This window comes from Curtobacterium sp. 1544 (assembly GCF_040544915.1).
GTDB classification, from domain to species: Bacteria; Actinomycetota; Actinomycetes; order Actinomycetales; family Microbacteriaceae; genus Curtobacterium; species Curtobacterium pusillum_C.
Genome location: NZ_JBEPKX010000015.1, coordinates 61968 through 87069 on the forward strand (window position 1 = coordinate 61968; position 25102 = coordinate 87069).

The following is a 25102-nucleotide window of genomic DNA, read 5'->3' on the forward strand; positions in this document are numbered from 1 at the left end:
CGGGCCAGCGTAGCGGCAGCGACTACCGGGCCGCCTGGAGGTCCCCCACAAGCGAGCGTGCTGTTTCGAGGAGCGTTCCCACAGCCTCGTGCTCGCCGATGGAGACGCGGATGCCCTCGTTCCCGAAGGCGCGGACGATGATCCCCGCCTGCTCGAAGCGCTCCGCGGCGTGCGCGGTCAGCTCGCCCGTGGGCAGCCACACGAAGTTGCCCTGCGCGTCGGGCACGTCCCAGCCCTGTTCCCGCAGCGACGTCACGATGCGGTCGCGCAGGGCAGCGATCTCGGACACGCGCGCGAGCAGCTCGGACTCGCGTTCGAGGCTGGCGAGCGCCGCGGCCTGTCCCTGCGCCGTGACCGACAGCGGGATCGCGCAGGCACGGACGGCGTCGAGCACGTACGCCGGGCCGAGGGCGTACCCGACGCGGAGGCCGGCGAGCCCGTACGCCTTCGAGAACGTGCGGAGGACGACGAGGTTCGGGTACCGCTCGAGCAGCGGGGCACCGCGGACGGCGGTCGGCTCGGTGACGAACTCGGCGTACGCCTCGTCGAGGACGACCAGCACGGACGACGGCACACGCGCCATGAAGGCCTCGAACTCGGCGCCCGTGACGACCGGGCCGGTCGGGTTGTTCGGCGTGCAGACGATGACCATGCGGGTGCGCTCGGTGACGGCTGCGGCCATCGCGTCGAGGTCGTGCCCGCCGTCGGCCCGGTTCGGCACCTGCACGCTCGTGGCGCCGGCGACCGTGACGACACCCGGGTACGCCTCGAAGGAGCGCCAGGCGTAGACGATCTCGTCGCCGGGACCGGACGTGGCCTTCGCGAGCTCGTGCAGGATCGCGACGCTGCCCGGGGCGACGTGGACCTCGTCGACGGTGGTGCCGAAGCGGTTCGCGAGCACGGCGCGCACGGCGAGGGCGGTCGCGTCGGGGTAGCGGTTGAACGCCGTCTGCGCCTGCACGGCCTCGACCACGCCGGGCAGCGGCGGGAACGGGTTCTCGTTGCTCGACAGCTTGAAGGCGTCGGCCGCGGCCTGGCGTCCCTGCTTGTAGGCGGGGAGCACCGCGATCTCGGGCCGGATGTGCACGCGCTCGTCAGTCACGAGAACAGGCTACCGGCCCGCCCCCGGCCACCATCGGCCCGTCCCCGGCCACTGGAGGGCATCATGGGTGCATGCGATTCCTCGTCCGCCTCGTCGTCAACGCCGTCGCACTCTGGCTCACCACGCTCATCGTCAGCGGCGTCTCCGTCACCCCGTTCGGCGACGGCGGCACCACGGCCACCGTGCTGACCTACCTGCTCGTGGCGTTCGTGTTCGGCCTCGTCAACGCGGTGATCGGCACGCTCATCCGGATCGTGGCGTTCCCGATCTACATCCTGACGCTCGGGCTCATCTCGTTCGTGGTCAACGCGATCCTGCTGCTCATCGTCGCCGGGATCTCGGACGCGTTCGGCTTCGGGCTGAACGTCGAGTCGTTCGGGTGGGGCATCGTGGGCGCCTTCGTGCTCGCCGTGTTCGCGTGGGTGATCGGGCTCTTCGTCCGCCCGGTCCTCAACCGTCAGCGCGCGTGACGCGCGCCGACGAAGCGACCGGCACCGCGCCTCCTGGCCAGACGACGGACCCGACGACGGACGCAACGCCCATCGCGGACGCGACCTCGCTGCGTCATGATGTCCCCATGACCACGGACGCCGGCGCCCCCTTCCGGGTCTCGTTCGTCTGCAGTGGCAACATCTGCCGCTCCCCCATGGCCGGCATCGTCTTCGCCCAGCTGGCGGCCGACGCCGGCATGTCCGACCGGTTCCAGGTCGAGTCCGCCGGCACCGGTGACTGGCACGTCGGCGAACCCGCCGACGAGCGCACGATCGCAGCCCTCGCCGCACGCGGATACGATGGAAGCAGGCATCGCGCCCGTCAGTTCGACCCGGACCGGTTCCCGGACCTCGACCTGGTGGTCGCACTCGACCGCTCCCACGAACGCATCCTGCGCTCGTGGGCACCGACCATGGACGACGCCGCGAAGGTGACGCTCCTGTTGCGGTACGACGACGCCTGGCCCCAGCAGACCGACGTACCGGATCCGTACTACGCGGACCGGCACGAGTTCGACCGAGTGCTCTCGACCGTCGAACGGGCCTGCCGGGCGCTCTTCCGCCAACTCGAACCGGCAGTCCGTCAGGGAGCCCCATGACCCCCCTTCCCCCGCAGCCGATCAGCCCGCTCGACGGGCGCTACTACCCGATCGTGCACACGGTGGGCGAGCACCTCTCCGAGGCCGGCCTCAACCGCGCACGCATCGTGGTCGAGGTCGAGTGGCTCATCTTCCTGACCGACCACGCGATGTTCACCACCTCGCCGCTGAGCGTCGACGACAAGGCCGCGCTCCGGCAGGTCGTCGAGACCTTCGGACAGGCACAGATCGCCGAACTCGCCGAGATCGAGGCCACGACCCGTCACGACGTCAAGGCCGTCGAGTACTTCGTGCGCCGTCGTCTGTCGGAGCTCGGGCTCGACTCGATCGCGGAGCTCACCCACTTCGCCGCGACGAGCGAGGACGTCAACAACCTGTCGTACGCGCTCACCGTGCGGGACACCGTCGACCAGGTCTGGCTCCCGGCGTTCAAGGCCGTGCTGACGGTGCTGCGCGGGATGGCCGAGGAGCTCAAGAGCGTCCCGATGCTGTCCCACACGCACGGGCAGCCGGCGACCCCGACGACGCTCGGCAAGGAGCTCGCGGTGGTCGTGTACCGCCTCGAGCGCGTGCTGGCCCAGATCGAGGGCGGCGAGTACCTCGGCAAGTTCTCCGGCGCGACCGGCACCTTCTCGGCGCACCTCGCCGCGGACCCGGAAGCCGACTGGCCGACGCTGTCCCGCGAGTTCGTCGAGGGGCTCGGGCTCACCTGGAACCCGCTCACCACGCAGATCGAGTCGCACGACTGGCAGGCCGAACTGTACGACCGGGTGCGCCACGCGAACCGGATCCTGCACAACCTCGCGACCGACGTGTGGACCTACATCTCGATGGGGTACTTCACGCAGATCCCGGTGGCGGGTGCCACGGGGTCGTCGACGATGCCGCACAAGATCAACCCGATCCGGTTCGAGAACGCGGAGGCGAACCTCGAGATCTCGACGGCGTTGTTCTCCACCCTCTCCGAGACCCTGGTCACGAGCCGACTGCAGCGTGACCTCACCGACTCCACCACGCAGCGGAACATCGGCGTCGCGTTCGGGCACTCGCTGCTCGCACTCGACAACCTGCGCCGCGGCCTGTGCGAGATCGCCGTGAACGAGGTCCGCCTCGCCGAGGACCTCGACCACAACTGGGAGGTGCTCGCCGAGGCGATCCAGACGGTCATCCGTGCCGAGGTCACCGCTGGTCAGTCGAACATCGAGGACCCGTACGCGATGCTCAAGGAGCTCACGCGCGGCAAGCGCATCGGGCAGGCGGAGCTCGTCGCGTTCGTGAACGGGCTGGACATCTCGTCCGGTGCGAAGGCGCGGCTGACGAACCTCACGCCGGCGACCTACACGGGCCTCGCGGACGAGCTGGTCGACCACCTCGACGTCTGACGCGGCGCGCGTCGCGCCGGACCGCAGGTCGGACTGGAGGCACGGGTCGCGCCCCGCGCGTCGGCCCGCCACCTCAGGTGGTGACGTCCAGGGCCTCGGCGACCAGCGCCTCCAGGACGCTGCGGACCCCGGGTCGGACCGCACGGTCCGGACGGACGAGCGCCTCGATCCGGCGACCCGCGCGCACGTCCGCGAGCTCCGCCAGGTGGAACCGACCAGGCGCACGCGTGCCGGAGGTGTACCGCGGCACGAGTGCGACACCGTGCCCCGCCGCCACGAGGTTCTCGATCACCGGCAGGTGGATCGTCCGGAACCCGACGCTCGGCGGGGTGTCCGTCGCGGCCGCCATCGCCGTGAGGACCCGGTCGATCGGGTAGCCCACCGGCACCCCGATCCACGACTCCCCCACGACGTCGTCGATCCGGACGCGCTCGCGGGGCGCCAGCCGGTGGTCGAGCGGGAGCGCCACGTCGAGCGGTTCCCGCAGGAGCGGGACGGTCTCGAGCGCTTCCCGTCCGGCGGGCGGGGCGCCGTCCGGCCGGTGCCCGATCACGACGTCGTGGTCGGCGGCGAGCGGGCCGAACTCGTCCTCGCTGACGTCCACGTCCACCAGCACGAGTTCGATCCCGGGGTGCTCGCGCATCCGCGTCAGCAGCCCCGGCAGCAGGAGCTCGGCGGCTGACGGGAAGACCGCGAGGTCGACGCGGCCGCCCGCTCCCCCGAGGTGTTCCCGCCACTCGGCGTCCACGGTGGCGATCGCCGTCGCGACCCCGCCGGCCAGGCCTGCGAGCACCCGACCGTGCTCGGTCAGCCGCACACCTCGGCCGACGCGTTCGACCAGGACGACACCGACCTGGCGCTGGAGGGTCTGCAGCTGCTGCGACACGGCGCTCGGCGTCCGGTGGGTGGCCTCGGCGACGGCGGTGACGCTGCCGCGTTCGCCGAGTTCGCGGAGGACGGCGAGCAGCTGCACGTCGAAGTCGACCATGCAGGGACCCTACAACGTCGGTTCGGAACTCTTCGCTGGTGCTGTACGGTCCGGATGCGCCACGATCGACCCGTGCGTACCCGTGACCGTCTCCTCGCCGTGGTCGTCGCCGTCGTGTGGGGGCTCAACTTCCCCGCGACGGCGCTGGCGCTCGAGCACTTCCCGCCGTTCCTGCTCGCGGCGCTGCGGTTCACGCTGCTCGCCGTGCCGACCGTGTTGCTCGTCCCGCGCCCGAAGATCCCGTTCGGGCGCCTGCTGCTCGTCGGTTTCGGGCTCGGGGTGCTGCAGTTCGCGTTCCTGTACCTGAGCATGGCGTCGGGCATGCCGTCCGGGCTCGCCTCGCTCGTGCTGCAGGCCTCGGCGCCGTTCACGGTCGTGCTCGCCGGGGTGTTCCTGCGCGAGCAGCTCACCGGGCGGCAGGTGATCGGTGTGACGATCGCGGTGTGCGCGCTCGCCGCGATCGCCGTGCACCGGGCCCAGTCGGCGGCGCTGCTGCCCGTCGTGCTCGCGCTCTGCGGGGCGCTCGGCTGGGCGATCGGCAACGTCGCGACCCGGCGTGCCGGAGCGCCGAACCCGCTGCACCTGACGCTCTGGTGGTCGATCGTGCCGCCGATCCCGATGGCCGTGCTGTCGTTCGTCGTCGAGGGGCCGTCGCGCATCGGGGACGCGCTCGGGACTGCCTTCACCGCCGAGGCCCTGACCGCCGACCTCGGGCTGCTCTACATCGTGCTCGTCGCCACCCTCGTCGGCTACGGCATCTGGTCACGACTGCTGGCGACCTACCCGTCGAGCACCGTCGCGCCGTTCTCGATGCTCGTGCCCGTGGTGGGCGTGCTCGCGTCGTGGGTGGCGTTCGGCGAGGTCCCGGACGTGGTGGAGATCGCGGCCGGCGTGGTCGTCGTCGCGGCCGTGCTCTGGTCGTCGCGCGCAGCCCGACCCCGACCGCTGCCGGTCACCACCGCCGGCCTCCCGGTCCCGGTGCTCAGCCCCGGTGCTGGCGACGCTCCGCGATGATCCCGGCGAGCGCGCCGCGCAGGTGCGGGTAGCGGAACTCGTACCCGGCCTCGACCAGGCGCGTCGGCACCACCCACCGGCTCTTCAGCACGAGCTCGGTCTCGGTGCGGATCGCGAACGACCCGATCTCGAGCATCCACCGCCAGGTCGGGACCCCGAACCGGCGTCCGACGGCGTCCCGGATGGTGGCCATCACGGTGCGGTTGTCCGACGGGTTCGGACTCGACACGTTCAGGGCCCCGTCGATGTCCTCGTGGTCGCGCACGAACCGGATCGCCCCGATGACGTCGGCGATGTGCACCCAGCTGAACCGCTGCCGGCCGCGGGTGTGCCGGTCGTGGTGGTACGTGCCCGCCCGGAGCCGGGAGCGCGTCGGGAACCACGGGCCGTCGTACTGCGGGCCGCCGAGCCCCGCTTGCGCGAGCCGCAGCAGTGGCACGAGGGCGCTGCCGTCGCCGAAGACGATCGCCATCCGCAGCGCGACGCGTCGGGTGCCGGGGAGGTCCACCGCGTACAGGGCGTCCTCCCACGCCTTCGCCACGGACACCGAGAACCCCTCGCCGAGCTCGCCCGTGCGCTCGTCCTGTGGGCGGTCGTCGGCGTGCCGGTAGATCGTCGCGGTGGAGGCGTTCACCCAGAGCGGCGGCGGGTGCTCACTCGTGCGGATCGCCTCGGCGAGTTCGAGGGTGGTGTCGACCCGGGAGCGGATGATCTCCGCCCGGTTGCGCCGCCCGTACCGGCAGTTGACGCTCTTGCCGGCCATGTTGACGACGAGTGCGGCCCCGTCCACGAGTTCGCGGATGCGCATGGTGTTGCCCCACACGGCGTCGCCGGTGCGGCCGATCGTGACGACCTCGTAGCCCTCGTCGCGGAGGGCGTCCTGCAGGCGCTGCCCGACGAAGCCGCTCGCCCCCGCGATCACGGCGCGGCCCTTCTGGTCGCTCATCTCATCCCCGTTCTGTGTCCGGCGCGATCTCGTACCGGAACGCCCCCTCGTACCGGTACAGCGTGCCGACGACCGGCGCCGAGAGCACCAGGGACACGCGCTGCAGGTCGGCATCGTCATCGAATCGTTCCGTGAGCGTCACATGCGGAGACGCGAAGGCCGGGAGGCGCACCTCGCGCCCCAGCGCACGGAACGTCACGCGCGTGGAGACCAGGCGCAGGGCGCCCGCGTCCGGACCGAGCCCGTCGACCTCCGTCCGGAGCAGGGCGCTGACGCGCCCACGGCGACCGAGGTGGTCGACGAGCCCCTCCGGCTCGGCGGTGATGGCGTCCACCATCGTGCGGACTCCGGAGCGGAACCGGAAGGTGCGGTGCGCGCGGACGGCGACACTCCCCACCCGCTCGGCCGTCCCGCCGCTCCGCGACGCGCCGGTACCGGCGGGCGTGGGCCCAGCCTCCGGGCTGGCCGACCCGCGGCGGACGCGAGCCGGCCGGTTCTCGACGGTGAAGGGGACGTCCCGCTCCCACACCGGGAACATGACGGCGTCGCGGGCGAACCAGGCGAGCACCGGCCGGAGCCAGCGGCGGGGCGTGCCGACCACGTCGAAGACGCCCTCGCCGCGGCCGACCTGACCGGGCGGGATCGGGCCGAAGTACGTGCGCAGCCGCGGGTGCAGGCGGGCGAGGACGTCCGGCGAGATGCTCAACTCGTAGGGTGACCGGGTCACACTCCCGATCCTGGCATGTCGTCGGTGGAGGTCCCTACGATGTTGCGCATGGGACACGACCACGGGCACGGGCACGCATCCGAGCGCGCGCTGCTCATCGCCTTCTGCATCTCGGCGGGGATCCTGCTCGCCGAGGTCGTCGGCGCGGTCGTCACCGGGTCGCTCGCCCTGCTCGTCGACGCGGGCCACATGGTCGTCGACACGGGTGGGCTCGGCATCGGACTCGTCGCCACGCGGCTCGCCCGGCGCAGTCCGACGGCGCAGCGCACGTGGGGCTTCCAGCGGGCCGAGGTCCTCGGGGCCACGGCGCAGGCGGCCATCCTGCTCGCGGTCGGCGTCTACGTGATCATCTCGGCGATCCAGCGGCTGTTCGTGCCGGCCGAGATCCACTCCGGGCCGCTGCTCGTCTTCGGGATCATCGGTCTCGTCGGCAACCTCGTGGCGTACGCGGTGCTGCTGCGGGCATCCGGCGAGGGCTTCACGTCACGGGCCGCCCGGCTCGAGGTCCTCAACGACACGCTCGGCTCGGTCGCCGTCATCGCCGCGGCCGTGGCACTCATGCTGACCGGGTGGGAGCGGGCGGACTCCGTCGCGGCGATCCTGATCGGGTTGCTCATCCTGCCGCGGGCGATCCGGCTGCTGCGCGAGACCGCCAACGTCCTGCTCGAGTCGACGCCGCCGGGGCTCGACCTCGACGCCGTGCGGGGGCACATCCTCGAGCTCGATCACGTCATCGCCGTGCACGACCTGCACGCGACGCTCGTGGCGACCGGTGTCCCGAACCTCACGGCGCACGTGGTGGTCGACGACGAGTGCTTCTCGACGGCGCACGCACCGAGGATCCTCGACGACCTGCAGCAGTGCGTGGCGGAGCACTTCGACGTCCCCGTGGAGCACTCGACGTTCCAGCTCGAGCCCGCGTCCCACCGCCGGCACGAGCACGAGGTGCACGCGTAGGTCCGTCGGTCGGCCCGGGTGTCGCGTGCCGACCCGGGTGTCGCGGTGTCGACCCGGGTGTCGCGGTGCCGACCCGGGTGTCGCGGTGTCGACCCGGAACGACATCGTCGACGTCGTACGACAGCGGTCTCGTCGCAACCCGGCCCGTGCAACATCCCGCGCCCGCAACGAACGACTTCTCCGATGTCGTACGACGTCGGAGATGTCGTACTGCGTCAGCGGCGAGCCGGGGAGCGCCGGTCAGCAGCCGTCGTCGCGCGTCGGGTACGCCGTGATGACGCGGTCCGTGGTGGACGACACGATGACCTTCACGAACGGTTCGTCACCGGGACGCGAGCCGTCGTCGAACTGCACGGGTGCCGAGTAGCAGACCTTGCCGTCGCCGGCGTCCTGCGGGTACCCCGTACGTGGTGTCTCGAGCACGGTCTGCACGGCGGTGAGCATCGCGTCGTCCCAGTCGCGGGAGCCGTGCCCCGTGACGACGTCCTGCCAGTCCTGGGTGTGGCGGACGCGGATGTGCTCGTAGCCCTGGCCGGAGTTCCCGCACTGCAGGACCACGGTGCCGAGCGCGGCGGTGTCGTACTGTGCGACGGTCTGCCGGCTGCCCGTGTCGCAGCGGTCGAGGACGGCTCCACCCGGCAGGTCCGGCCCCGTGCGGGTGATCGTCACGGTGCCGTCAGTGGCCGTGCCCTCGCCTGCGGTCGCACTGGGTGTGATGGTGACGCTCGTGCCGCCGACCACCGGGTCGTCGGCTCCGCGCTGTGCGGTCAGCGCGACGCCGCCCGCGACGAGGCCGGCGGCCAGCACGGCCGCGACCCCGGCGATGACGGAACGGTTGCGCTTCTGGGACACGCGCCCAGTATGCCGGACCGGTGTCGCGCCTCCAGGCGGTCACGGAGCGGGCCCGCTACGCGCGCGCGGCCAGCCGGCTCCCGGCGACGACCGCCAGGACGATGACGAACACGACGTACCCGAGCAGAACCGGCAGGGTCGGCAGCACGAGCAGCGCAGCACCGACGGCCACGACCGGCACCGTGAGCCCGGCGTAGGCGATGAGGAACGTGGCGGCGAGGACACCACCCCGCCGAGCGGGTTCGACGAGCGCCCCGGCACTCCCGATCGCGGCACGGAACAGCAGCCCCACACCGGCGCCGGCGATCACCCCGCCACCGATGAACCCGGCGACCTGCAGCAGCACGGCCGCCACCGCGAGGATCACGAGCCCGCCGACGAGGAGCACCATACCGAGCCGGATCTGCGCACGCTGCGCGAGCCGGGCGAACACGATCTGCGACACCGCACTCGCAGCGAACACCCCGAAGGTCGTCGCCCCAGCGGCCAACCGGTCGGTCACGTGGAAGGTCGTCCCGAGGAACGTCGGCGCGACCGAGGTGAAGAGTCCCTGCACCGCCAGTGCGGCGAACGCGGCGGTGCCGGCGGCCCAGAACGCGGCACCCTTGCCCTCCGGTGCCTGCAGCCGCTGCGGCCGGTAGGCGACCGGCGACGACGGACGATCGACGGTCTCGGGCGCCGCGAGCACCACGGCGAACGCGACGACGAGGGCGACGACGAACACGACGTACGGCACCATGAGCGGCTGTCCGACGAACTCCGCCAGGGCACCGCCGACGAGCGCGCCGAGGGACAGCCCGCCGAGGTTCACGACACCCGCGACGACCCCGGCACCGGCTGCCGACGACGGGGACCCGGTCGCGCGGACCCGGAGCTCCCCGAGGTGCGCGGTCGCCGTGGCCGTCAGCAGTCCGACACCGAGTCCCGTCACGAGCCGCGCGACGATGAGCCCGCTGACGTCGTTCCAGAGGAGGAACAGCACGGCGGCCACGAGCTCGAGAGCGATCGACACGAGGATGAGGGGCCGGCGTCCGTGCACGTCGCTGAGGTGTCCGGCGAGGTACAGCGCCGCGACGACGCCCACGCCGTACGCCGCGAACACCACGGTCGTCGTGAACGTCGGGAAGCCGTCCCGCGCCTGGTAGATCACGTAGAGCGGGGCCGGGACGGTCGCGAAGGCCATCACCGAGAGGAACGCGAAGGCCACGGCCCAGAAGCCGAAGCCGTGCCGACGACGTGTGTGCGGACGGCGGCCGCGGGGAGCCTCGACCACGGGTTCGACGGTGTGCGACGGGGCGGTGAGAGTGGACATGCTCCGATGGTGCCGCTGTCGGACCATCGAGTCCAACGGATGTCCTTGATGGAAACCATCGATCCGGTCGATACTCGGAGGATGGAGACCCGCCTGCTCGAACAGTTCGTGACCGTAGCCGCCGAGGGCAGCGTGACGCGTGCGGCCGAACGGCTCTGGGCGGCGCAGTCCACCGTGTCCGCCGGCATCGCCTCGCTCGAGCGGAGCCTCGGTGTCCGGCTGTTCGACCGGACCGGGCGGCAACTCGTGCTCACCACCGCCGGCGAGGACCTCCTGCCGCACGCCCGTTCCGTGCTGGAGTCCCTCGACCGGATGCGGGACCTGGCGACCGTCTCCGACGCCGAGCTCCGCGGCCGGGTACGGCTCGGCATCTTCACGAGCATGGACATCGTCGATCTGACCGGGATCCTCCGTCGGTTCCGGCAGCGCCACCCGCTCGTCGCCGTCGAGCTCATGACGTCGCCGTCCGGGACGACCGGACTCGTGCAGGACCTGGTGGCCGGGCGGCTCGACATCGCCTACACGGGGCTGCCGGGGATCCCGACGGGCGTCGTGGTCGAACCGCTGCGGGAGATGCCGTTCCGGGTGTTCCTGTCCGCCGACCACCCCCTCGCCGACCGGGGTTCGGTGTCGCTCGCGGACCTCGCCGAGGAACCGTTCATCGACACGGCGCACGGCTTCGGCAACCGGATCATCCTCGACACGGCACTCGAGCGGCTCGGGATCCGGCGGCGGATCGTCGCGGAGATGAACGACATGCCCGCGGTGGTGCGGTTCGCGTCGGCCGGCCTCGGGGTGGGCGTCGTCCCGGACTCGGGCGTCCGGCACGACGGCGTCGTGCTCGAACTCGAGGACGAGGTGGAGCCGCTGCGGATCGGCCTCGCGACGCGGACGAGTCCAGAACCGAACCGCGCGGTCCGGACGCTGGCCCGCGACATCGTCGCGGCCCGCGTCGTGTGAGGTTCCCCACCGACGGACTGGCGCACACGCTCAGCGGCGACGCGAAGCGTTGCGCGGGTGCGCCGACCGAGCCTGCGAGGGAGGTCGGGTCGCCCACCACACGCCTCCGGGCCGTCAGTCCCCCCAGATCGTCTCGCTCAACGAACCGAGCAGGTTGTCGGTCGGGACGTTCGTCTGGTCGATGACGATCCACGTGGTGTCGCGGACGTAGTAGGTGTACGCCTTCTCGACGCCGTACCCCTCGAGCGTCGAGCGGGACTGGCAGAAGGTTCCCGGGCCTTGTGTCACACAGGTGCCGCCCCCGTCGAAGTCCGGGAACATCTGCACAGCCTCGGCCAGCTGGGCCGGCGATCCGGAACCGATCTGGATCGATATCCCGGAGATGTCCGCGCGCGGATCCTGCCAGACACACGAGAGCGACGTCGAGCCGAGGTCCGATTCGGGCGCATCGACGCCAGGGGTCGTCTCGGTCACCGGGGTCTCGCCGAACAGCCGGTCGTAGTCCGAGGCGGGGACGATGGACCGGCAGTCGGCGGGGATCGTAGCGACCTGCTTCGGGGTCGGCGTGGACCGGGGGACCGGTGTCGCGGTGATCGGGGCCGACGTCGGCGTCGTGGCGGACGGCGCCGGCTCGGGCTGCTGGCTCTGCGTCGGTGCCGCGGTCGGCTGCTCCTGCTGCGACAGCGACAGGGCGACGGCGCCGGTCGCGGTCCCGATCGCCAGGAGACCCACGACGCCGATCACGATGCCCGGGCGGACACGGCGCCGCTTCGGGTGCGGGGTGGCGCGCTCGAGGACGTTCTGCTTCATCGAGACGAGCATGCGGTGCAGGTCGTCTCCCTCGGGAGGCTCAGTGTTCATCGTGCATCACCACCTTCTTGAGTCGGCGTCGGTTGCGGGAGACCCGCTGGGTGACCGCCCCGACGCTCAGGCCCAGGAGTTCGGCGGCCTCGGCGTACGAGCGGCCCTCGAGCAGGCAGAGTTCGCAGATGCGTCGGTCGGTCTCGGGGAGCGCGGCGATCTCGTCGCGGACCCAACGGAGCCGTTCACGGGCCTCGCTGTGGTCCTCGGGGGCGGGAAGGTTCTCGGGGAGTTCGTCCCCGCGGTGCTTGATGCGCTTGCGCCCGGCGTTCAGGGCGTGGTTCCGGCACACGACGAGCAGCCACGGGAGCATGGTGTCCGCGGGGAGCTCGAGTGTCGTGGCACGCTGCCAGAGCGTGAGGAAGGCGTCCTGCACGATCTCCTCGACGTCCATCCGGTCGTCGGCGAGGGCCCAGGCGTAGCGGGTGAGCGTCGCCGCGTAGCGGTCGAACGCCCGCGCGAGGGCGCCCTTGTCGCCCTGTGCCATCGCACGGATGATCGCTTCGTCCGACTCGGTCGTCACGCCCACTTCCCACCTCCTTCACCCTGAGGTGTCGGACACGGGCCCGATCCTGACAGCACGACGACGAAAACGTAACCCCGGGCGTGTCGCGCCAGTCCTCAGTCCCGGAGCAGGTGCGCGATGCCCTCGACCGAACGCTGCGCGGCCGCCGAGGTGGTGCGATTCGCGTCGGCCGGCCTCGGGGTGGGCGTCGTGCTCGAGCTCGAGGACGAGCCCGGAACCGAACCGCGCGGTCCGGACGCTGGCCCGCGACATCGTCGCGGCCCGCGTCGTGTGAGGTTCCCCACCGACGGACTGGAGGCACGGGTCGTCCCCGCCACGCGCCTCCAGGCCGTCAGTCCCCCCAGATCTCCCCGACGACGGCGCCGAGCAGGCCGCTGGTCGGGAAGGCGGCCTGCCGGATCACGATGAACGTGTCGTCGCGGATGAAGACCGTCGTCGTCTGGTCGACCGGGTACGGCTCGGCCCTGACGGTCAGCTGGCACATCCGACCACCGTCGCGTTCCTGGCAGTCCCACGCACTCTCCGCGAGCCGCTCGGCCGCCCCGGGACCGGTGGTCCCGATGTCCATCGTGAGGCCGGTGACGTCTGCGCTCGGATCGGCCCACACACACGTGATCGCCGCGGAACCACCCGTCCAGAGGATGTCCGGCGAGTCCGACCCCGTCGACTCCTGGGTCTGGTCGATCTCCGTCAACGGGGTGGCCCCGAAGAAGCGGTCGTAGTCGTCAGCCGGGACCGTCCCGCGGCAGGTCGTCGGGATCGTCGCGACGGTGTTCCGGGTCGGCGTCGCCGTCGGCGTGATCGGGGCCGACGTCGGCGTCGTCGCGGACGGCGCCGGCTCGGGCTGCTGGCTCTGCGTCGGTGCCGCGGTCGGCTGCTCCTGCTGCGACAGCGACAGGGCGACGGCGCCGGTCGCGGTCCCGATCGCCAGGAGACCCACGACGCCGATCACGATGCCCGGGCGGACACGGCGCCGCTTCGGGTGCGGGGTGGCGCGCTCGAGGACGTTCTGCTTCATCGAGACGAGCATGCGGTGCAGGTCGTCTCCCTCGGGAGGCTCAGTGTTCATCGTGCATCACCACCTTCTTGAGTCGGCGTCGGTTGCGGGAGACCCGCTGGGTGACCGCCCCGACGCTCAGGCCCAGGAGTTCGGCGGCCTCGGCGTACGAGCGGCCCTCGAGCAGGCAGAGTTCGCAGATGCGTCGGTCGGTCTCGGGGAGCGCGGCGATCTCGTCGCGGACCCAACGGAGCCGTTCACGGGCCTCGCTGTGGTCCTCGGGGGCGGGAAGGTTCTCGGGGAGTTCGTCCCCGCGGTGCTTGATGCGCTTGCGCCCGGCGTTCAGGGCGTGGTTCCGGCACACGACGAGCAGCCACGGGAGCATGGTGTCCGCGGGGAGCTCGAGTGTCGTGGCACGCTGCCAGAGCGTGAGGAAGGCGTCCTGCACGATCTCCTCGACGTCCATCCGGTCGTCGGCGAGGGCCCAGGCGTAGCGGGTGAGCGTCGCCGCGTAGCGGTCGAACGCCCGCGCGAGGGCGCCCTTGTCGCCCTGTGCCATCGCACGGATGATCGCTTCGTCCGACTCGGTCGTCACGCCCACTTCCCACCTCCTTCACCCTGAGGTGTCGGACACGGGCCCGATCCTGACAGCACGACGGCGAAAACGTGATCCCGGGCGTGTCGCGCCAGTCCTCAGTCCCGGAGCAGGTGCGCGATGCCCTCGATCGAACGCTTCGCGGCCGCCGAGGTGGACAGGAACCCGACGACGAGGATGCCCGCGCCGATCCCGACCACGATCCACCACATCGCGTGCGTCGCCACGGCGAACCCGGCGCCGACGCTCGCCACCGCGCTCGCGCCGGTGACCGTGCCGGCCAGGGCGACACCGAGGGAGACCCCGGTCTGCCGGCTCGTCGACGCCACGGCCGCGGCGGAACCGGACTGCGCCCGCGGCATGCCCGACACCGCGGTGTTCGTGATCGGCGCGTTCACCATCCCGAAGCCGAAGCCGAACAGCGCGAAGGCCACGACGAGCACCCACATCGGCGTGTGCGCGTCGATCGTGGTGAGGATGGCACCGGCGCCGCCGACCCCGATGCCGGCGAGGACGAGCGGCAACCGCGTGCCGACCGACCCGACGAGCCGCCCGGACACCGGGGACACCAGCACCGTCGCGACCGCTGCCGGCAGCGTCCACAGGCCGGCCTCGAACGGGGACATCCCCCGGACCTCCTGCAGGTACAGGGCGTTGAGGAACAGGAACGCCCCGTTCGCACCGAAGGCAGCGATCGCGGTCACCACGGCGGACGAGAACGGGATGCTCCGGAAGAAGCGGACGTCGATGAGCGGTTCACGGCGACGGCGTTCGACGGCGACGAGCACCACGAGGGAGACCGCAGCGACGACGAACAGCCCGAGGGCCGCCGGGGACGTCCACCCGAGTCGCGGCCCCTCGATGAGCCCGCCGACGAGGGTGGCGAGGAGCACGATGACGAGCACCTGCCCGACCGGGTCGAGCCGTCGGGGCTTCGGTGACTTGGACTCGGGGACGAACAGGAAGGTGAGGACGATCGCCGCGATGCCGATCGGCACGTTGATCCAGAAGATCGCGCGCCAGCCGACGGTGTCCGTGAGCGCCCCGCCGACGAGCGGCCCGAGCCCCATCGACACCCCGACCACCGCACCCCAGACGCCGACCGCGCGGGCACGCTCCTTCGCGTCGTCGAACGTGGCGGTGATGATCGACATCGCGACGGGGTTCATCATCGATCCCCCGACGGCCTGCACCATCCGGAAGACCACGAGCCAGCCGACGCCCGGCGCGATCGAGCAGAGGAGCGACCCCACGGTGAACAGCGCGAGGCCGATCTGGAACGTCCGCCGACGACCGATCCGGTCCGCGGTCGACCCCGACAGCAGGAGGAGGCTCGCGAGCACCAGCGTGTAGGCATCGATCGTCCACTGCAGCCCGGAGATGGTGCTGTCGAGCTCACGACCGATCGACGGCAGCGCGACGTTCACCACCGTGGCGTCCATCGACACGATGAACAGGCTCATGCAGCAGACCGCGAGGATCAGGTACCGGTGCCGGTACCGCTGCGGCAGGTCCGGATCGCCCTGGAACGGCCGACGAGACGGCAGCGCCCGGGCGGCAGGAGACTCAGTGGAAGTCGTCGCCGTCTCCTTCACCCGGGGTCTTGTGCCCGCCGAGCATGTCGTTGTCGTCCTGGTCACTCGACGACGCCAGCTGCAGCATGGCGAGGACGACCACGACGACGATGAACGCGACACCGAGGAAGATCACGGCGAGCTGGAGCTCCCGCGTCGAGAACAACACGACGAGCCCGGTGAAGACCGCGACGATCGCGGAGATCCCGAGGAGCTCGACCGGGCGCAGGCGGTCGCGGCGGCTGGGGGTGGTCATGCGTGTGGTGCTCCGTCCGGGGCGGCTGCCGGAGCGGCCGTTCCCCACTTGTGCGAGAGTCCGGCGATCACGTGGAAGACCGCCGTGACGGCGAGGTACGCGCCGAGCAGGCCGACGAGGACGATCGAGGCGTCCAGGGTGCCGGTCACCTGCTCGACGCCGCCGAGCTGTTGTGAGTAGTCGGGGGGCGTCACCAGGAAGGCGACGGCGAGCAGCAGCGTGAGGCCGCCGATGGTGGTCCAGTCGCGGGCGAACGGCGAGCGACCGCGGGCGCGGAGACCCTGCGTCAGCTCGAGGGCGCCGGTCAGCACGGCGAAGGCGACGACGACGGCGATGAAGGCCGGCAGTCCGAGTCCGTTGCACGCGAAGGCGGCGACCGCGGCGAGCAGCGTGATGACCGACTGCACGAGGGTGGTGCGCCGCGACCGGTCGTCCGCCGCCAGGCGCGTCATGCCCGCCAGCAGGAGCACGAGCCCGTCGACGACCGCGAACCCGCCGAACAGCAGCAGGCCGTAGCCCGCTGCGTGGTTGGACGAGAAGGTGATGACGAGGGCCACGATCGCGGCTGGGACGGCCCGGAGGACGGGGATCGGCCAGTACCGCGCGCGCTGGCCGGAGTCGTCCACGGAGTCGGACACGAGACCTCTTTCGGGCATGCGGATCGTTGTTCGATCCTACCGCCGGACCGTCGTGCGACCGACCGCGGTGGACGTGCCGCCGCTGAGGATGCTCGAACCCGGGCGACCCCGCCACCCCTCGGCCGGTGGGACGGCGCCGCGCGACACCGCCGGCACCGTCCCACCGTCGCGGGTCCGTCACGCCCGCCGGACGTCCTCCGGTCCACCACGTGCACGACGACGTCGCCGCGCGAGCCACCAGCACGTGCCGCCCGCCGCGACGGCCACACCCGCGATCGCCGCGAGCAGCCCGAGGTCCTCGGCGCCGGTGTAGGCGAGGGAGCCGCCCCGTGCCGTGCGGCGCCCGTCGGCCACGGGTGTGTGCTCGTCGCCGGACCCGACCCCGGCACCCGGTCCGCCGTCACCGTCCCCGCCGTCGTCCGGTCCCCCGTCACCCGGTCCCCCGTCCCCTGGCCCGCCGTCATCCGGATCGACGACGCCGATGCCGACCTCGGGCGAGGGTCGTCCGCCGTCCGGATCGGTCGGCGAGGTGGCCGTCGCGACGTTGACCACGTCCGACCCGTCACCCTCGTACCCGGGGTCGAGTGCCGCCCGGATCCGGAAGCCCAGCGACTCCCCCGCCGCGAGGGAACGCTCCGAGGAACACGTCACGACCTGGCCGGACGCGGTGCACCCGTCGTCCGACCCGACGAACCGCATGGCCACCGGGAGTTCGTCCACGGCACCGACCCGTTCCGCCGGGTCCGGTCCGACGTTCCGCGCGGTCACGGTGTACTCGACCTCGTCGCCCGGGGCGATGCCGGTCGAGGGCTCGACGGACTTGTCGGTCTCGACGTGCGCGACCGGTCCGGCACCGGCCTCGACGGTCGCACTCGCCGTGGAGACGTTGTCCGACTCGTCGATGTCCGCCAGCGGGGGCGCCGTGCCGATCGTCGCGACGCTGTCGAGACTGCCGGTCGTGCCCGCGGGGAGCCGACCGCGGACCGTGACCGTCGCCGCCCCGTCACGCGGCAGGTCGACCTCGGTCGCGACGTCCCCCGCGCCGCTGGGAGCACCGCACGAGGACCCGCTCGCCGCGGTGCACGACCAGGTCACGTCCTGCAGGACGTCGGGCACGTCGACGTCGAGGGGACTCGGCGCCGAGGCGTTCGGGCCGACGTTCCGTGCGGTCACGTCGTACTCGACCGTGTCACCCGCCGTCACGCTGGGCGCGAGGTCCTGCTCCACCGCGAGGTCGGCGGGCTGCCAGACCCGGAGCGCGTCGACCTCGTGCGCGTTCACGTGGGCTCCGGTCGCGGCGGAGAAGCCGAGGCGGAGCGTCGGCGGCAGGGGTGCCTGCCCGTCACCGTGCAGGGGAACGCGGTCGAGCACCGTCCGCATCGCTCCGCCGGCCTCGAGCCGCACGGTCACGGAGAGTTCACCGGCAGCGCCCGGCAGGAGCGTCACACGGACCTTCCGGGCACGGGAGCCGTCGGTCTGCACCGCACCGGGCGCTGCGACGCCGTCGACGTAGCGGTACCCGCTGAGCCCGTCGCCCGACCCACGGATCACGACCGACTCCGCCTGGGCACCGGGACCGGACTGGTTCAACGGCAGCGAGAAGTTGCCGTACTGGTCGAACGCGATGCCGGCGAACCCACCCGGGAGTCCCGGTAGCTCACAGGGGAACACGCCGCCCTGGCTCCGTTCGTCCCGGCAGGCGTACCCGAGGGCCGCGCCGAAGGCTCCGACTCCCTGCGGAGCGGCACCGTCGGCGAGCGACAGCACGAGGCCGTCCGCACCGGTGTCGCCCACGTCGTTCCACATCGCGTACTCGAACTCGATCTCGAGCCCGAGGTCGGACGGGAACGTGTCGTCGGTCGACCACGACCCGGCCTGCCGTCGGACGTCGTCGGTGAGCCGGAGGCGGCCGTCGGTGACGACCGCGTCGCCGCCGAGCGTGCCGCCGTCAGCGGCGTCGAACGGGTTCTCGTACGGGAAGGTGAGTTCGCCCGCGCTCGAGGCAGCGGGGACGAGCGCCGGTGCGGCGAGGACGCCGAGCGCGGTGAGGACGCTGGCGACGCCCACGGCGAACCGGACGGGACGTGACCGGGCGGCCGCACGGCCGCCCGTCGGGGTGTTGGGATCTCTCATGCCCCGATGGTCGCGATCACGACGCGACCGCAAGGCGGACGTCAGCCGATCTGTGGATCGCTACCCCGCGCCTCCAGGCTGTGGAGGACAGGGCGGCAGCCGTCGGTCAGGCGAGCCAGACGGTCGTCTCCCCCGGCAGCACGTCGTCCGAAACCGGACCCGATGCCACCACCACGGTGCCGACGGGCAGCGGCACCGGCTCGGTGCCGAAGTTCGTGACCGAACGCCACCCGTCGTGGCGTTCGAAGGCGACCACGCCGTCGCCCGCGTCGATCCATGCGAGCGACTCGCCCCGCTGCAACCGCCGTCGGGCGGCGAGCGCCGCGCGGTAGAGCGACAGGGTCGAGGACGGGTCGTCCGACTCGGCCTCGACCGAGGACGCGCCGAACTCGGCCGGCTGCGGCAGGTGGGGCGCGACCGACCCGAAGCCGAACGAGGGACCCGACCTCGTCCACGGGATCGGCACACGGCAGCCGTCCCGGCCCTTCACGGTGTGGCCGGTACGGATCCACTTCGGGTCCTGCAGCAGGTCGTGCGGGATGGCCGCGGCCTCCTGCAGCCCGAGCTCCTCGCCCTGGTAGACGTACGACGACCCCGGGAGCGCCAGCATGAGCAGCGTCGCGGCCCGCGCCCGGCGGAGCCCCCTGGCGCTGTCGAGCGCCGGCTGCGTGCCGTCGGTCATCAGCCAGGCGTCGGTGTCGGTACCGTCCGGCAGTCCGTACCGGGTCGCGTGCCGCACGACGTCGTGGTTCGACAGCACCCAGGTGCTCGACGCGCCGGATTCCTGCGCAGCAGCGAGGTTCCTGTCGACGACCGTCCGGAACGCCGACGCCTCGAAGGGTGCCTCGAGCAGGTCGAAGTTGAACGCCTGACCGAGCTCCGTGGGCCGCGCGTAGAGCACCCGACGGGGCGCCGGTGCCCAGGCCTCGGCGACCGCCGCACGGGGCGGGTCGTACTCGTCGAGCACGGTCCGCCAGGACTCGAAGATCGTGTGCACCTCGTCGCGGTCGTAGAGCGGGTCGGAACCGTCGAGGGGCAGCGCGTGCTCGTTCGACGGGCGGTACGGCGTCGAGAGGTCCTTCGCCAGCCCGTGCGCGACGTCCACGCGGAAGCCGTCGACGCCCCGGTCGGACCAGAAGCGCAGGGTCTCCTCGAAGTCGCTCCGGACCACCGGGTTCGACCAGTCGAGGTCGGGCTGCTCCGGGGCGAACAGGTGCAGGTACCACTGCCCGTCCGGCACCCGGGTCCAGGCGCTCCCGCCGAAGTTCGACACCCAGTCGCTCGGCGGCTGCTCGCCCGAGGGACCAGCACCGTCGCGGAACACGTACCGCGCCCGTTCGGGCGACCCGGGTGCAGACGCGAGCGCTGCCCGGAACCACTCGTGGTGGTCCGACGTGTGGTTCGGCACGACGTCGACGATCACCCGGACGTCGTGCTCGTGCGCGGCCCGGACGAGCGCGTCGAAGTCGTCGAGCGTCCCGAGCCGAGGGTCGACGGCGCGGTAGTCGGCGACGTCGTAGCCGCCGTCGGCCAGGGGCGACGGGAAGAACGGCGAGAGCCAGATCGCGTCGACGCCGAGCGACGCCAGGTACGGCACGCGGCTCGTGATCCCGGCGACGTCCCCGAGCCCGTCGCCGTCCGTGTCGGCGAAGCTGCGCGGGTAGACCTGGTAGACGACGGCGTTCCGCCACCAGTCCGGGTCGGTCGTGCGGGGTGTGCTGGCCGGCGTCCGAAGCGTGCTCACGTCGTCAACCTACACAGACGGGAATACCGCCGGGGTCGGATGCTTTGGTTGTCGGTGACACCTTTCCGCACCAGAACGAACAGGATCCACAATGACGAACGTCCTCGCCCTCGTCGGCAGCCTCCGCGCCGACTCGATCAACCGTAAGCTCGCCGAGGCAGCCGTGCACCACGCTCCGGAGGGCATCGAGGTCACCACGTTCGACGGCATCGTCGACCTGCCCTTCTACAACGAGGACATCGACGGCGAGACCCCGCCCGCCTCGGCCGTCGCGTTCCGTGCCGCCATCGAGGCCGCCGACGCCGTCCTGCTCGTCACGCCGGAGTACAACGGCACGATCCCGGCCGTCCTGAAGAACGCGCTCGACTGGGCGTCGCGTCCGTTCGGTGCCTCCCCGATCTCCGGCAAGCCCCTCGCCGCGATCGGTTCGGCGTTCGGCCAGTACGGCGGCGTCTGGGCGCACGACGACGCCCGCAAGGTGGCCGGCATCGCGGGTGCGAAGGTCCTCGAGGACGTCAAGGTCGCCATCCCGCAGTCGGTCGTCCGCTTCGCGGAGACCCACCCGCGCGAGGACGCCGAGGTCACCGAGCTGGTGCAGGGAGCGCTGAGCGCGCTCGCCGACGCGTCGGCCGAGCAGGTCGCCGCGTAACACCAAGACGGACGGGATGCGCGGTGCCAGCTGGCACCGCGCATCCCGTTCGTCCGTGTGGTGCGGGAGACCGCATCCCGTGAGGTCCCTAGACAGCCTGACAACGAGACGGACTAACCTGAACCGCATGTCCACGCAGGAGATCACGGAGCCGTCCGGGTACTGGTTCCCCGATGACGACGCGACGCAGCGCGGCGTCGCCGTGCTGAACGCCCTGCGCCGGTACCGTGCCGCCGAGACGGCCATGCGCCGCCGGACCCGGGACTCGATGGGCATGGGCGAGACCGACCTGCTCGCGGTGCGCTACCTGCTGCAGGCCCAGCGCGCCGGACGCACCGTCAAGCCGAAGGACCTCGCCGCCTACCTCAAGATCTCGTCGGCGTCGACGACGATCCTGATCGACCGCCTGGTGAAGTCGAACCACGTCCGCCGTGACCCGCACCCCACCGACCGCCGCGCGCTCGTCATCACGCCGACGACCGAGACCGACGACGAGGTCCGCGCGACCCTCGGCATCATGCACCGCCGGATGATGTCCATCGCCGAGGGGCTCTCCGCCGACGACGCCCGTGTCGTCGCGGTGTTCCTCGAGCAGATGCGCTCCGCCGTCGACCAGGTCGACCCCGTCGTCTCGCACTGATCATCCACGGGGGACGCACTTCTGAGTGCGCGCCCTGCTGCACCGCGTAGACCGGTCTGGTACCGGCCACCAACGCGGAAGGAACCGATCATGCACGCATCGGACAAGCTCGCCAAGAACCTCCAGGCGGTCCTCGTGGACCTCATCGACCTGCACGTCCAGGGCAAGCAGGCCCACTGGAACATCCTCGGGACCAACTTCCGGGACCTCCACCTCCAGCTCGACGAGATCGTCGACGCGGCTCGTGAGTTCGCCGACGACACCGCCGAGCGCATGCGCGCGCTCTACGCCGTGCCGGACGGACGCTCGAGCACGGTCGCCGCGAGCAGCCACCTCGACCAGTTCCCCGAAGGCGAGATCACCACGCACGACGCGATCGACCAGGTCACGCTGCGCCTCTACCAGGCCACCGGGACCATGCGCGACGTCCACGACGAGGTCGACGAGGAGGACCCGACGACCGCGGACCTGCTCCACGGCTTCATCGAGCGCCTCGAGCAGCTCGCGTGGATGGTCTCCGCGGAGAACCGCGCCCCGAGCACGCCCCTCGCCTCGGCCACGACCCCGGCCGTCGCAGACGCCTCGGCGCACGCCTGACCCCCGGCCGCACATGACCGACTACCGCTACCTGATCGTCGGCGGCGGCATGGTCGCGGACGCCGCAGCACGGGGCGTCCGCGAGCTCGATGCCGACGGCACGATCGGCATCATCAGCGAGGACGTCGACCGGCCGTACGCCCGTCCGGCGCTCTCGAAGAAGCTCTGGACCGACCCGGACTTCAGCTGGGACGAGAAGGTCGACCTGCACACCGAGGAGACCGGAGCGTCGTTCGTCCTGGGGACCGCGGTCACGGCGATCGACCGTGCCGCGAAGACCGTGACGACGGCCGACGGCGACACCCACGGCTACGAGCGGCTGCTCCTCGCCACGGGTGGGAAGCCGCGGGGCCTGCCCGGCCTGTCACCGTCCGACCGGGTGCTCGACTACCGCAGCGCCGCCGACTACCGACGACTCCGTGAGCTCGCCGACGCCGGTGCCCACGTGGCCGTCGTCGGTGGCGGGTACATCGGCACCGAGATCGCCGCGGGCATCGTGCAGAACGGCGCCCGCGTCACGCTCGTCGACCCGGACGAGGTCGTCGGCGGTCGGATGTTCCCGGACGACCTCGCGCGGGCGTTCCAGCAGCGGTTCACCGACCACGGCGTCACCCTCCGCACCGGGCGCCGGGTGGAGCAGGGCCACGAGCACGAGGGCGGCATCACCCTGACGCTCGACGACGGCTCCACGGTCGAGGCCGATGCGGTCGTCGTCGGACTCGGCATCGAACCGGCGACCCAGCTCGCCGCGGACGCCGGCCTCACCGTGCGGGACGGCATCCTCGTCTCCTCGACGCTGCTGACCGACGACGAGTCGGTCTTCGCCGCCGGGGACGTGGCCGAGTACCCCGACCGGATCCTCGGCACCCGCCGCGTCGAGCACGTCGACAACGCGCAGCAGCAGGGTCGGCAGGCAGGCCGGAACCTGGCGGACGCGGACGAGACCTACGACCACACGCCGATGTTCTACTCCGACGTCTTCGACATGGGGTACGAGGCCGTCGGACAGGTGACGACGAAACTCCGCACCGTCGAGGACTGGCAGGAGCCGACCGTCACCGGCGTCGTCTACTACCTCGATGACGACGACACGGTGCGTGGCGTGCTGCTCTGGAACGTCTGGGACAAGACGGACGAGGCCCGCAAGGTGCTCGCCGAGGCGCACGCGCTGACGGCCGACATGCTGCCGGGCCGCATCACGCCCTGACGGTCGTCCCGCGCTCCGGAGGCGACTTCCTGGAGGCGGGGGGGGGGGGGGGGGGGGGGGGGCCGCCCCCCCCCGGCGGGGGGGGCCCCCCCGCGGGTGAGGCCGGCGCGCGGGGGGGGGGGGGGGCCCGGGGGGCGGCACCCCAGGGGGGGGGGGGGGGGGGGGGGGCCCCCCCGGGGGGGGGGGGGCCCGGGGGGGGGGGGGGGGGGGGGGCCCCCCCCCCCCCCCCCCCGCCTCCAGGCAGTCCAGTCCACCGCGTCGGTTCAGCCGGCCTCGCGGGTCTCGGGGGCGACCGCGTCGACGACCGCCTTGCGGTCGGCCGGGTCGACCGGCAGGTCGTCGCCGTCGGCCATCGCCACGGCGTGGGCGGACTTTGCCGCCTCGAGCGTCTCGTCGTCGTTCCTCGCCATCCCGAACAGCTCCACGAACCGCGACTTCACGAGCATCCAGGCCTCGCGCGGGCTGAGCCGCGACAGGTCCGACGCCGTCGAGTCGTCACGCACGCGCTGCAGCGAGGAGACCCCGCGGTCGGGCAACCGACCCGCGACGTGGTCCACCGCGAGCCGGGCCACCGCGTCGGCCTGCGCGTGCATCACCGAGTGCGCACCGTCCACGACCTCGCGGAGGACCGCGTAGGGGAACACCCGGGCCAACCGGCGGACCCAGTCCCGCGGGACCATCGCGTCGTACTCGCCGCGCACGATGAGGGTGCGCGCCTGCACGTGTGCGGCGCGCTCCTCGATCGGGAACGCGATCATCCGTGGCAGCACCTTCGAGAACCAGTGCCAGCCGCACAGCACGTACGCCGTGATGCCGTGCCACCGGACCGCCGCCGGCTCGTGCAGCGTCGACCGGAGGAACCGGAACGCCGACTGCCGGACCGTGCGCGCGTGCGAGTCCACGACCGGGCTGATGAGCACGAGGTCGGAGATCTCCGGGCGGCGGGCGGCGACCTCCGTCACGACCTGCGTCCCCATCGAGTGCCCGACGAGCACTGGGTCGACCAGGCCGAGATCGTCGATGACCTTCTCGACGGCGTCGGCGTACCGCTCGATCGACACCCTGCCCCGGAACCGCGGGACGCCGGCGAACCCGGGCAGGTCCAGAGCGTGCACCGGACCGTTCTCGTTGAGGTGCGGGGCGAGCCGTTCGTAGTAGGTGGCGGCGATGCCGAGCCCGGCGACGAGCAGGAACGCCCGCTCGCCCGGCTCGCCGATGGAGCTCACCCGCACGTAGGTGCCGTCGACGGCGACCCGGTCGACCTCCACGGTGACGTCCGCGTCCTCGGCCTGTGCGAGGTCACTCGCGGGGTCCGGGGTGGCTGCCGTGTGCTCGTCGTTCACTTCGGTCTCCTC

Annotated in this window: 26 protein-coding genes; 10 read left to right on the top strand and 16 right to left on the bottom strand. The window is 72.0% G+C overall.

Going from position 1 to position 25102, the window contains the following annotated elements; translation table 11 throughout:
• Window positions 1-22: 22 nt before the first annotated feature.
• Entirely contained in the window at window positions 23-1102 is a 1080-nt protein-coding gene (locus ABIC61_RS10690) for a histidinol-phosphate transaminase (protein WP_354029878.1), read from the bottom strand.
• Between the two features lie 71 nt (window positions 1103-1173).
• Here ABIC61_RS10690 and ABIC61_RS10695 point away from each other — a divergent pair, with 71 nt between their 5' ends.
• The 3 genes from ABIC61_RS10695 (at window position 1174) to purB (ending at window position 3574) form a co-directional block, all read left to right on the top strand.
• A complete protein-coding gene (locus ABIC61_RS10695; RefSeq protein ID WP_354029879.1) occupies window positions 1174-1572 on the top strand; it encodes a phage holin family protein in 399 nt (132 codons plus the stop codon).
• 107 nt (window positions 1573-1679) lie between these two features.
• On the top strand, window positions 1680-2192 hold the full coding sequence (locus ABIC61_RS10700; protein WP_097181947.1) for a low molecular weight protein-tyrosine-phosphatase: 513 nt from the start codon (window positions 1680-1682) through the stop codon (window positions 2190-2192).
• Window positions 2189-3574, top strand: coding sequence for an adenylosuccinate lyase (purB, locus tag ABIC61_RS10705; RefSeq protein WP_354029880.1), 1386 nt, complete (start codon window positions 2189-2191; stop codon window positions 3572-3574). Before ABIC61_RS10700 ends, purB begins: the two co-directional genes overlap by 4 nt.
• A gap of 73 nt (window positions 3575-3647) precedes the next feature.
• Here purB and ABIC61_RS10710 read toward each other — a convergent pair whose 3' ends face one another.
• Entirely contained in the window at window positions 3648-4562 is a 915-nt protein-coding gene (locus ABIC61_RS10710) for a LysR family transcriptional regulator (protein WP_354029881.1), read from the bottom strand.
• 72 nt (window positions 4563-4634) lie between these two features.
• On the opposite strand from ABIC61_RS10710, the gene ABIC61_RS10715 reads away from it, so the two are divergent.
• Window positions 4635-5576: an EamA family transporter gene (locus tag ABIC61_RS10715; RefSeq protein ID WP_354029882.1), complete on the top strand. Its 942-nt coding sequence runs from the start codon at window positions 4635-4637 to the stop codon at window positions 5574-5576.
• Here ABIC61_RS10715 and ABIC61_RS10720 read toward each other — a convergent pair.
• On the bottom strand, window positions 5545-6522 hold the full coding sequence (locus ABIC61_RS10720) for an epimerase (RefSeq protein WP_354029883.1): 978 nt from the start codon (window positions 6520-6522) through the stop codon (window positions 5545-5547). The two genes, ABIC61_RS10715 and ABIC61_RS10720, sit on opposite strands and share 32 nt — an antisense overlap.
• 1 nt (window position 6523) lies before the next feature.
• The gene (locus tag ABIC61_RS10725; protein ID WP_354029884.1) at window positions 6524-7249 is read right to left on the bottom strand and encodes a DUF4166 domain-containing protein; all 726 of its coding nucleotides are present in this window, start codon (window positions 7247-7249) and stop codon (window positions 6524-6526) included.
• A gap of 48 nt (window positions 7250-7297) precedes the next feature.
• Here ABIC61_RS10725 and ABIC61_RS10730 point away from each other — a divergent pair, with 48 nt between their 5' ends.
• Complete coding sequence (locus ABIC61_RS10730; protein WP_354029885.1) at window positions 7298-8206, top strand: cation diffusion facilitator family transporter; 909 nt, start codon at window positions 7298-7300, stop codon at window positions 8204-8206.
• A gap of 240 nt (window positions 8207-8446) precedes the next feature.
• Here the strand turns inward: ABIC61_RS10730 and ABIC61_RS10735 are convergent, their stop codons facing one another.
• A complete protein-coding gene (locus ABIC61_RS10735; RefSeq protein WP_354029886.1) occupies window positions 8447-9058 on the bottom strand; it encodes a hypothetical protein in 612 nt (203 codons plus the stop codon).
• A gap of 55 nt (window positions 9059-9113) precedes the next feature.
• Window positions 9114-10370 (bottom strand): MFS transporter, encoded by a 1257-nt coding sequence (locus ABIC61_RS10740; protein ID WP_354029887.1) that lies wholly within the window; start codon window positions 10368-10370, stop codon window positions 9114-9116.
• An 81-nt stretch (window positions 10371-10451) separates the two neighbouring features.
• Here ABIC61_RS10740 and ABIC61_RS10745 point away from each other — a divergent pair, with 81 nt between their 5' ends.
• The gene (locus tag ABIC61_RS10745; protein WP_354029888.1) at window positions 10452-11330 is read left to right on the top strand and encodes a LysR family transcriptional regulator; all 879 of its coding nucleotides are present in this window, start codon (window positions 10452-10454) and stop codon (window positions 11328-11330) included.
• Between the two features lie 114 nt (window positions 11331-11444).
• Here ABIC61_RS10745 and ABIC61_RS10750 read toward each other — a convergent pair whose 3' ends face one another.
• The 9 genes from ABIC61_RS10750 to ABIC61_RS10790 form a co-directional block, all read right to left on the bottom strand.
• Complete coding sequence (locus ABIC61_RS10750) at window positions 11445-12191, bottom strand: superantigen-like protein SSL4 (RefSeq protein ID WP_354029889.1); 747 nt, start codon at window positions 12189-12191, stop codon at window positions 11445-11447.
• On the bottom strand, window positions 12181-12720 hold the full coding sequence (locus tag ABIC61_RS10755; protein WP_144757455.1) for an RNA polymerase sigma factor: 540 nt from the start codon (window positions 12718-12720) through the stop codon (window positions 12181-12183). The genes ABIC61_RS10750 and ABIC61_RS10755 overlap by 11 nt, the downstream gene beginning before the upstream one ends.
• Window positions 12721-13048: 328 nt before the next feature.
• Window positions 13049-13786 carry a hypothetical protein gene (locus tag ABIC61_RS10760; RefSeq protein ID WP_354029890.1) on the bottom strand — a complete coding sequence of 246 codons (738 nt, stop codon included), beginning with the start codon at window positions 13784-13786 and terminating at the stop codon, window positions 13049-13051.
• Window positions 13776-14315 carry an RNA polymerase sigma factor gene (locus ABIC61_RS10765; RefSeq protein ID WP_144757455.1) on the bottom strand — a complete coding sequence of 180 codons (540 nt, stop codon included), beginning with the start codon at window positions 14313-14315 and terminating at the stop codon, window positions 13776-13778. The genes ABIC61_RS10760 and ABIC61_RS10765 overlap by 11 nt, the downstream gene beginning before the upstream one ends.
• 92 nt (window positions 14316-14407) lie before the next feature.
• Window positions 14408-15856, bottom strand: a complete 1449-nt coding sequence (locus ABIC61_RS10770) for an MFS transporter (protein ID WP_354029902.1) — start codon at window positions 15854-15856, stop codon at window positions 14408-14410.
• Window positions 15857-15875: 19 nt separating this feature from the next.
• On the bottom strand, window positions 15876-16139 hold the full coding sequence (locus ABIC61_RS10775) for a hypothetical protein (RefSeq protein ID WP_079237915.1): 264 nt from the start codon (window positions 16137-16139) through the stop codon (window positions 15876-15878).
• Window positions 16136-16795: a DUF308 domain-containing protein gene (locus ABIC61_RS10780; protein ID WP_354029891.1), complete on the bottom strand. Its 660-nt coding sequence runs from the start codon at window positions 16793-16795 to the stop codon at window positions 16136-16138. The genes ABIC61_RS10775 and ABIC61_RS10780 overlap by 4 nt, the downstream gene beginning before the upstream one ends.
• Window positions 16796-16954: 159 nt before the next feature.
• The gene (locus tag ABIC61_RS10785; RefSeq protein ID WP_354029892.1) at window positions 16955-18910 is read right to left on the bottom strand and encodes a lectin-like domain-containing protein; all 1956 of its coding nucleotides are present in this window, start codon (window positions 18908-18910) and stop codon (window positions 16955-16957) included.
• Between the two features lie 106 nt (window positions 18911-19016).
• A complete protein-coding gene (locus tag ABIC61_RS10790) occupies window positions 19017-20654 on the bottom strand; it encodes a glycoside hydrolase family 13 protein (RefSeq protein ID WP_354029893.1) in 1638 nt (545 codons plus the stop codon).
• 91 nt (window positions 20655-20745) lie between these two features.
• On the opposite strand from ABIC61_RS10790, the gene ABIC61_RS10795 reads away from it, so the two are divergent.
• The 4 genes from ABIC61_RS10795 to ABIC61_RS10810 all read left to right on the top strand — a co-directional run bounded on the left by ABIC61_RS10795 (window position 20746) and on the right by ABIC61_RS10810 (window position 23747).
• Window positions 20746-21303: an NADPH-dependent FMN reductase gene (locus ABIC61_RS10795; RefSeq protein ID WP_354029894.1), complete on the top strand. Its 558-nt coding sequence runs from the start codon at window positions 20746-20748 to the stop codon at window positions 21301-21303.
• A gap of 127 nt (window positions 21304-21430) precedes the next feature.
• Window positions 21431-21943: a MarR family winged helix-turn-helix transcriptional regulator gene (locus tag ABIC61_RS10800; RefSeq protein ID WP_144756921.1), complete on the top strand. Its 513-nt coding sequence runs from the start codon at window positions 21431-21433 to the stop codon at window positions 21941-21943.
• 90 nt (window positions 21944-22033) lie between these two features.
• Entirely contained in the window at window positions 22034-22540 is a 507-nt protein-coding gene (locus ABIC61_RS10805; RefSeq protein WP_144756919.1) for a Dps family protein, read from the top strand.
• A gap of 13 nt (window positions 22541-22553) precedes the next feature.
• Window positions 22554-23747: an NAD(P)/FAD-dependent oxidoreductase gene (locus tag ABIC61_RS10810; RefSeq protein ID WP_354029895.1), complete on the top strand. Its 1194-nt coding sequence runs from the start codon at window positions 22554-22556 to the stop codon at window positions 23745-23747.
• A 263-nt stretch (window positions 23748-24010) separates the two neighbouring features.
• Here the strand turns inward: ABIC61_RS10810 and ABIC61_RS10815 are convergent, their stop codons facing one another.
• Window positions 24011-25090 (bottom strand): alpha/beta fold hydrolase, encoded by a 1080-nt coding sequence (locus ABIC61_RS10815; protein ID WP_354029896.1) that lies wholly within the window; start codon window positions 25088-25090, stop codon window positions 24011-24013.
• Window positions 25091-25102 lie beyond the last annotated feature (12 nt).

What these genes read in the sequence shown, in the direction of transcription:
- ABIC61_RS10695 (WP_354029879.1), top strand. Translation starts at nt 1,174, where the DNA reads ATGCGATTCCTCGTCCGCCTCGTCGTCAACGCCGTCGCACTCTGGCTC.
- ABIC61_RS10700 (WP_097181947.1), top strand. Translation starts at nt 1,680, where the DNA reads ATGACCACGGACGCCGGCGCCCCCTTCCGGGTCTCGTTCGTCTGCAGT.
- purB (WP_354029880.1), top strand. Translation starts at nt 2,189, where the DNA reads ATGACCCCCCTTCCCCCGCAGCCGATCAGCCCGCTCGACGGGCGCTAC.
- ABIC61_RS10710 (WP_354029881.1), bottom strand. Translation starts at nt 4,562, where the DNA reads ATGGTCGACTTCGACGTGCAGCTGCTCGCCGTCCTCCGCGAACTCGGC.
- ABIC61_RS10720 (WP_354029883.1), bottom strand. Translation starts at nt 6,522, where the DNA reads ATGAGCGACCAGAAGGGCCGCGCCGTGATCGCGGGGGCGAGCGGCTTC.
- ABIC61_RS10730 (WP_354029885.1), top strand. Translation starts at nt 7,298, where the DNA reads ATGGGACACGACCACGGGCACGGGCACGCATCCGAGCGCGCGCTGCTC.
- ABIC61_RS10740 (WP_354029887.1), bottom strand. Translation starts at nt 10,370, where the DNA reads ATGTCCACTCTCACCGCCCCGTCGCACACCGTCGAACCCGTGGTCGAG.
- ABIC61_RS10745 (WP_354029888.1), top strand. Translation starts at nt 10,452, where the DNA reads ATGGAGACCCGCCTGCTCGAACAGTTCGTGACCGTAGCCGCCGAGGGC.
- ABIC61_RS10750 (WP_354029889.1), bottom strand. Translation starts at nt 12,191, where the DNA reads ATGAACACTGAGCCTCCCGAGGGAGACGACCTGCACCGCATGCTCGTC.
- ABIC61_RS10760 (WP_354029890.1), bottom strand. Translation starts at nt 13,786, where the DNA reads ATGAACACTGAGCCTCCCGAGGGAGACGACCTGCACCGCATGCTCGTC.
- ABIC61_RS10775 (WP_079237915.1), bottom strand. Translation starts at nt 16,139, where the DNA reads ATGACCACCCCCAGCCGCCGCGACCGCCTGCGCCCGGTCGAGCTCCTC.
- ABIC61_RS10780 (WP_354029891.1), bottom strand. Translation starts at nt 16,795, where the DNA reads ATGCCCGAAAGAGGTCTCGTGTCCGACTCCGTGGACGACTCCGGCCAG.
- ABIC61_RS10785 (WP_354029892.1), bottom strand. Translation starts at nt 18,910, where the DNA reads ATGAGAGATCCCAACACCCCGACGGGCGGCCGTGCGGCCGCCCGGTCA.
- ABIC61_RS10795 (WP_354029894.1), top strand. Translation starts at nt 20,746, where the DNA reads ATGACGAACGTCCTCGCCCTCGTCGGCAGCCTCCGCGCCGACTCGATC.
- ABIC61_RS10800 (WP_144756921.1), top strand. Translation starts at nt 21,431, where the DNA reads ATGTCCACGCAGGAGATCACGGAGCCGTCCGGGTACTGGTTCCCCGAT.
- ABIC61_RS10805 (WP_144756919.1), top strand. Translation starts at nt 22,034, where the DNA reads ATGCACGCATCGGACAAGCTCGCCAAGAACCTCCAGGCGGTCCTCGTG.
- ABIC61_RS10810 (WP_354029895.1), top strand. Translation starts at nt 22,554, where the DNA reads ATGACCGACTACCGCTACCTGATCGTCGGCGGCGGCATGGTCGCGGAC.